Below are 6,140 nucleotides of genomic sequence, written 5' to 3' on the forward strand. Positions count from 1 at the left end.
ATCAATTACTTAGGCTCTGCCGCTGCTTGTATCGATTTATGTTTTTGAGCTGATGGGACGGTCGCATGGGGGGAAAGACACTGACGCGCGCCGACCTTGCCGAAGCCGTTTATCGCAAGGTTGGCTTGTCGAGAACTGAATCGGCCGAACTCGTCGAAGCGGTCCTGGACGAGATCTGCGAAGCCATCGTTCGTGGCGAGACGGTCAAGCTGTCGTCTTTCGCCACTTTCCATGTTCGTTCCAAGAACGAGCGCATCGGCCGCAATCCCAAGACTGGCGAGGAAGTGCCGATCCTGCCGCGCCGGGTGATGACCTTCAAGTCGTCGAATGTGCTGAAGAGCCGTATCCTTCGCTCGCACCAGAACAGCAAGGCCAAGGGCGGCAAATAGCCGGCTACAGCAATTCCAGGAAAAGTGTGAAGCGGTTTTCCGCCCGGAATTGCGTAAAAACAAGGACATAGAAAGCTTCGGTTGAAAACGGCGGCCGATTTTGACGCCGGGCTTGAATGTTGTTTCATAAACCGCTGAAATAATACCCGATTCGGCACAACAGGCCCAATCGCCGTCCAGCGTGGAGGATTTCGCCCATGGACAAGAGCCCCGATGCATTCCGTACCATCAGCGAGGTCGCGGAGGATCTCGATCTGCCGCAGCATGTGCTGCGCTTCTGGGAAACGCGCTTCAACCAGATCAAGCCGATGAAGCGTGGCGGCGGCCGCCGTTACTACCGGCCGCAGGATGTCGAACTGATCAAGGGCATCCGCCACATGCTCTACGACCAGGGCTATACGATCAAGGGCGTGCAGAAGCTGCTGCGCGAGAACGGCAACCATTTCCTGGTCGCCATCGGCAATGGCGACATGGCAGCGGTCGAGGCGATCGCGCAGCGCCGTCAGGCCGATCAGGTGCCGCTGACGCCGGCGGCCCAGCCGCGTGGCGCGGACGACGAGATGCTGGTCGGCCAGCCCAAGGTGAAGCCGAGCCGCCGCTTTTTCGGCATGGGCAAGAGCGACGACGAGGGACCGGTGCAGCCGGGCTCGTCGAAACTATCGCGCGATAACCGCGCCTTGCTGCAGGAGGCGCTGTTCGACCTTCTGGAATGCAAGCGCCTGCTCGACCAGGTGCGCTAAACCTCGTCCGCCGCCACGGGACATCCCGCCGGCAAAACCGGAACCGCTTCTGCGGCCATGCGTTTGGCCTTCTCTGAAAAAAGAAGGACAGACAATCATGGCATCGCTTTCGACCCTCTCCGATCTTGACCTCGAAAAGCAGGTCGCGACCCTTTCCAGGGAACTCGCGGCCTTGCGGAAAGCCGTAGCCAAACGAGGTGGCGCTTACTACGAGGACGGTCGCGACGCTGCTTCCGACTACTATTCCGAACTGGCCGGGCGCCTCACGGATGCGCTGCCCGCGATCAGGAACAAGGGCAGGGCGATTGAAAGGACGGCGCGCGACCATCCGGCGACCGCGGCCGCGGTGGGGCTGGTTGTCGTCGGGCTCATCGCCAGCCTCGTCCTCAGCAGACGCTGAACCCCGAAGCTACAGACAAGAAAATGGCGGCCGTCGCGCGGACGGCCGCCATTTTCTTCGACCACAGGCGATCAGTTGGCGAGCTTGAGCCGGGTCTTCGGGTCGATCTTCATGACCTGGCTGCACTTGCCGTAAACGGTGCCGTTCTTGTCGGTCGCATCAGTGTAGGTGCCCTTGCAGTCGATCTGCAGCACCAGACAGGAGCCGGAGCCCTTGCAGACAGCGCCGCCGTCGCCGGTGGGGTGCGTGCCGGCGAAAGCCGAGCTCGGAACCGAAACCGAGCCGAAGGCCGAGACGGCGATGGCAGCAGCGAGCGAGATGCGCTTGAAGTTGGTGAAGTTGGTCATTTGAGCATTTCCTTCTCTTTGAGTTGAGGATCGCCGTCATGGCGTCCTTCTGGTTTGGGGATCGCCTTCTTGGCGTCCATGCCGGTTTAGTGCGGCCCAGAGAGGAAAGGTTCATGCCTCGGTTCAGATTTTTTTTGTCGCGCGGCGCCAGCGATCGTCTGTCCGGTTCGAGGGCATCGCGGACGGGTGACGCCGGTCAGCGATTGCCAGCGTCGACCACCTATCTGGCGTACGAAACGTCGCCAGCGAGCAGTCAGGCCGCGGGATCTCGGCAGGATCGCGCCCGGCCCACAGCGTTTCGGGAATCGGCAGGCCTTGGACGCGAGCTTGTCGGTCGGCGGCGCAAAGAATGGATGGTCGACGATTTTTCGCCAGCGCATCCGCTCGTGATGGAAACGGGATTGGCAGATAGCCGAGCCGCATGGCGAAGCGGGCGACAAGGGCCGGGTGACGAAGCGTGAGCAGCAGCCGGGCAGCGGCCAGGACGAAGCGGTGTCTTGCCGCGAAATCGGCGCTGGTCTTTATCAAGAAAACCCAAGAAGCCTGGCAAACCCAGGAATTGGGTTCGTCCCTCATCCCGCGAGGTGCAGGGCCCCGTCAGGAAAACCGCCCTTGGCCAAAAACCAAAGTCGGCCTTCCTGTCGGGGTAAGCCGGTATGCTTAGGCCTTCTTCGCTTCCACCTTCTTGTGGTCGTGGTGATGATGGTGGTGACGGTGGTGATGATGCTTGCGATGATGATGGCGGTGATGCTTGTGATGCACCGGAGCAGCATCAGCGCTGGTCGCGCCGAGGAGCGGCATCGAGACAGCGAGGGCAAAAGCCAGCCCAAGGGCGGAGAGGAGGGACTTCTTCATGGCATTGTTTCCTTTTGTGCGGGCCGCAATCTGGAGATCACCGGACCATATCGATGACTCGAGCGCCGCGATCGGGACTATCGTCCTGGATTTTTTCGACAATTTTTCCCGACTGTAGAATTTTGTTTCCGGATTGTGTCTGAAGCCCTGGTCGCCTCTCACGGGAGCCGCCTCACATCGGCGGAACGACGCCATGGTTGCCGACGACGACCCTTCGGGAGGTGAGCGTGCCGTCGCTGCCGCGCTCGGTGGTGACGAATACCGCCGCACCGGGCGTCAGGTCCGCCGGCGTGGCGGCCGCAAAGGTCACGATCGGCGTCGACTGCGGAATCGCGATCTGCTTCTTCTGGCCATTGTCATAGGTCAGCGTCACCGTCCGGCCATCGATATCGGTCACGTCTGCGACCGTGCCGTTGGTCATCCGGCTGTTGGGTTGCAGGTCCCATGGCCGGTCGCCTTCTCCAGTGCCTTTCAAGGCAGCCGGGAAGATCACGACTTCCAGCGCGCCGCTGCCGCCATCGGCCTTCGAGACGGACGCAATGCCAAGGAAATCGCCCTGCTTGATGTCGGCGGCCGATGCCTTGGCGACGCCGGAGATTTTCCACCCCTGCGCCAACGCTATGGCATCCGTCTTGCCCGCCTGGTCTTTCACCGTCAGCGTCGATCCGGCAAGGCCGACGACCGTGCCGCGCACGCGCATCATGTCTGCCGCCTGAGCCTCTGCTGCAGCGGCAAAGCCTGGAATCGTGCCGAGCACGATCGCGAGTATCTTCAAGTTCATGGGGTATGATCCTTCTGGAAAATGGCTGGCCCGACCTGTCCATGCCAGCGACATCTGCGTAACGAACGCGGGTTCGAAAACGTCGATCAACTCGGCGTTGGATTCTTCAAAAGAACTTGATTGGAGAGCGCGACGGGTGAGGTGGGGCATTTGCGCGGTTTCCGCTCCGGCAAGCCATTCCCCGGCGGCAATTCACGTTGCCGTGACGCTTGTTTTGGCGCTTGGCAAATCGCCCGCGAGCGGGCATTCTCCCGCTCGTCTCAGGCAACCATCATTTGATCAGACCTTTCAGCCCACGGAGTTGCCAATGCCCGCTACTGCAACACGCGAAGTTCCGTCCGAATTGATTGCCACGTCCGGCTACAGCGCCCTCAAGGCCGTCCGCGAAACCAGGGGATACAGCGTCGAAGAACTGTCCCTGACATGCGGCCTCTCGGTCCATGAGATTGCCGACATTGAAAACGGCAAGGACGCCGATCCGTCGAAGCTCAGACGAATAGCCTTGGCGCTGCAGGTGCCAGAAGGCGTTTTGATGGATATGCCAACGGCAGAAAGTCAGTCCATGCAATAGTCGACCCTGGGTCCGCCCAACGAGCCCGCCATGGTTTGCCCTGGCGGGCTTTTTAGTCCCATCCAGGCGGGTTGCTGGCGCTTGCGAATAGCGGCCACCCCATGCGCGTATCCGAACAAGATTCGCCAAAAATCGCACCAGCCATCAGAATTCGGTGCATAACACCTCTCGCCGCCTATTAGTGCTTGCTGATGAACCCATCTCGGCGCAGCGTCGCCCGGGGCTTTCAGAAGGCGAAATGCTGAAGCGGATCGTAACTCCCACCACAACCAGTTTGCACCAATTCAACTTTCTTGTTCCTGACGACGTCGTTGACGCTGTGGAGCGATATATCGACTGCGCCGCTCCCGGACGCATTGTTTCAACCTATTCCGCAGTTCAGTCGGTGCGAGACAAAGTCCCCGATTGCGAGCTATCAGACGAACAGATTGAACGGTACGCCGTTTTGCGCGCCATAGACCAGGCACTCGCGGTGCATTTCGACAGGAGAGGAAGCTCGCGGGATCCTTATTCGCCCCTGAGCAGGTCTCACTGGCGACTGGTGCCGAAGTGGAAAATCAAGGCGCGGACGCGATTGGCTTGGTTCCATCGGCCCCCATCTCGTCCCAACATCACCAGTTCGCAGCACCTATGATTACAGCGAATTGAGCGCCTTCGTGCCGAAAACAGTAAAGGCATCGCAGGGCGCCTTCGATAAAAGCCGGGGATTTCAAGGAAAAATGGTCGGAGTGGCCGGATTCGAACCGACGACCCCTTGACCCCCAGAGTTTCTGCTACCGAGGCAACGGAGGCTGCCGCCAGCGGTTTGATAAACGCTGCCCTTCATGTCGAGTCGGTCCCGACCGGCACCGCCTGGGATGTGGATCTTTCCATTTCGAACGCAGGAGGCATGACGGATTCCGCCATCGGCCCTTTGCGCATGAAGGGGTTTCGGCAACTCCTTGCGCGGTCAACCAGGGCCTCACTGGCGGCACCAGTCTCTCGAGGACGATCAACTGCCCGGCCGGTGGCGTCATCGTGGCAGGATGCTACCGTGATAGCGGTTCCGGCATCGACTGGACCAATGTCGATGAACTTGATGATTTCGCATGGGACAGCGGACAAGGGCCTCAGCGTCGCAGCCAGGGTCTACGCGAGCGCGCAAACGGGCCTGTCGATCACTGCCACAAAGCCCGGCGGTGTGGTGCGATCAGCCTGTACATGGTCGTGGCGTCGTTCGCTTCGCTCTAATCGAGGCGCGGCATGCTGGCAAGAACACCCCTCACCGTCGGCGTCTATCGACTGCCAACCATGTGGCAGCGCCATAGGATCAAGCGCATCAAACGCAGCGACCGTGACGTTGCAGCCTTGGCGTTCGGTTGCGGCATGACCGTACGGCAGTTTCGAAAGCTGCCGGCTGACAAGCAGGCACTCGTTCGGCAAGCTTGGCTGGTCCTGATCTCCCCGAGAAACACATAGCCCGCCTGCCCCCTGCGGCGCCCAGCGGTCCGGCGGTCGCGGGGGTGGGGTGGGTGCTCGGCCGCCGGGCCTAGCCGACATGAGAGGGGACGTCTGTCGGCATAATCCATTATACGCGTCTATTTAGTAAAACCAAAGAGCTGGCTTCTCTGCCTCGCAAATTGGATGAGCCTAGCTTGGGGACTGAGCTGACCCGCACGATGGGCAAGGGCTGGACTTTCCAATCTCTGATCGGTTCAAAGATGGCGGTCACGGGCGCGCTGCTACAACTCGGCCTGTCACCATAGGCAAGCGCTCGACTTGGTGAAGCTCCGCGACTGCTTCGGCCTAGACGCGCCGGCCATGGAATGGGATATTCGGCCGAAGCTTGGCTGCAAGAAATGCAACGGCAACGACGTCGGCCAGCCCGACCGGCTACGGCACCAAGCGCCTCTAGACGGTCCGCCACACAGCGTTTGCCAGTATCCACAGGCGACGGACCGATCGGTAAAATTGTCCGGGTTCCGTTAAGGTCTTCCGCATTAGCGCCGGCTCATGGTCTCGATGTTGCCTAGCAACGAAGCCCGCTGCCGCCCCAACAGCCCACCCCCCCAGGCAGC

7 protein-coding genes are annotated in these 6,140 nt (G+C 60.7%); 5 read left to right on the plus strand and 2 right to left on the minus strand.

Features of this window, described 5'->3' with window-relative positions; translation table 11 throughout:
- Positions 1–65: 65 nt before the first annotated feature.
- From D3227_RS19355 to D3227_RS19365, 3 genes are all read left to right on the plus strand, one after another.
- The gene (locus tag D3227_RS19355; protein WP_006201891.1) at positions 66–389 is read left to right on the plus strand and encodes an integration host factor subunit alpha; all 324 of its coding nucleotides are present in this window, start codon (positions 66–68) and stop codon (positions 387–389) included.
- A 197-nt stretch (positions 390–586) separates the two neighbouring features.
- On the plus strand, positions 587–1,129 hold the full coding sequence (locus tag D3227_RS19360; RefSeq protein ID WP_120015907.1) for a MerR family transcriptional regulator: 543 nt from the start codon (positions 587–589) through the stop codon (positions 1,127–1,129).
- Between the two features lie 97 nt (positions 1,130–1,226).
- The gene (locus tag D3227_RS19365) at positions 1,227–1,529 is read left to right on the plus strand and encodes a hypothetical protein (RefSeq protein ID WP_120015908.1); all 303 of its coding nucleotides are present in this window, start codon (positions 1,227–1,229) and stop codon (positions 1,527–1,529) included.
- Positions 1,530–1,600: 71 nt separating this feature from the next.
- Here the strand turns inward: D3227_RS19365 and D3227_RS19370 are convergent, their stop codons facing one another.
- Complete coding sequence (locus D3227_RS19370; RefSeq protein WP_120015909.1) at positions 1,601–1,876, minus strand: hypothetical protein; 276 nt, start codon at positions 1,874–1,876, stop codon at positions 1,601–1,603.
- 612 nt (positions 1,877–2,488) lie between these two features.
- Here D3227_RS19370 and D3227_RS19380 point away from each other — a divergent pair.
- The gene (locus tag D3227_RS19380; RefSeq protein WP_147377635.1) at positions 2,489–2,788 is read left to right on the plus strand and encodes a hypothetical protein; all 300 of its coding nucleotides are present in this window, start codon (positions 2,489–2,491) and stop codon (positions 2,786–2,788) included.
- Between the two features lie 115 nt (positions 2,789–2,903).
- On the opposite strand, the gene D3227_RS19385 is transcribed toward D3227_RS19380, so the two are convergent.
- On the minus strand, positions 2,904–3,512 hold the full coding sequence (locus D3227_RS19385) for a hypothetical protein (protein WP_167480756.1): 609 nt from the start codon (positions 3,510–3,512) through the stop codon (positions 2,904–2,906).
- A gap of 307 nt (positions 3,513–3,819) precedes the next feature.
- On the opposite strand from D3227_RS19385, the gene D3227_RS19390 reads away from it, so the two are divergent.
- Positions 3,820–4,083, plus strand: a complete 264-nt coding sequence (locus D3227_RS19390; protein WP_120015912.1) for a helix-turn-helix domain-containing protein — start codon at positions 3,820–3,822, stop codon at positions 4,081–4,083.
- Positions 4,084–6,140 lie beyond the last annotated feature (2,057 nt).

The organism is Mesorhizobium waimense (assembly GCF_003601975.1).
In the GTDB taxonomy this organism is placed as follows: domain Bacteria; phylum Pseudomonadota; class Alphaproteobacteria; order Rhizobiales; family Rhizobiaceae; genus Mesorhizobium; species Mesorhizobium waimense.

Excerpts from the sequence above, each read along its gene's own strand:
- D3227_RS19355 (WP_006201891.1), top strand. The coding sequence starts at position 66 with ATGGGGGGAAAGACACTGACGCGCGCCGACCTTGCCGAAGCCGTTTAT.
- D3227_RS19360 (WP_120015907.1), top strand. The coding sequence starts at position 587 with ATGGACAAGAGCCCCGATGCATTCCGTACCATCAGCGAGGTCGCGGAG.
- D3227_RS19365 (WP_120015908.1), top strand. The coding sequence starts at position 1,227 with ATGGCATCGCTTTCGACCCTCTCCGATCTTGACCTCGAAAAGCAGGTC.
- D3227_RS19370 (WP_120015909.1), bottom strand. The coding sequence starts at position 1,876 with ATGACCAACTTCACCAACTTCAAGCGCATCTCGCTCGCTGCTGCCATC.
- D3227_RS19385 (WP_167480756.1), bottom strand. The coding sequence starts at position 3,512 with ATGAACTTGAAGATACTCGCGATCGTGCTCGGCACGATTCCAGGCTTT.
- D3227_RS19390 (WP_120015912.1), top strand. The coding sequence starts at position 3,820 with ATGCCCGCTACTGCAACACGCGAAGTTCCGTCCGAATTGATTGCCACG.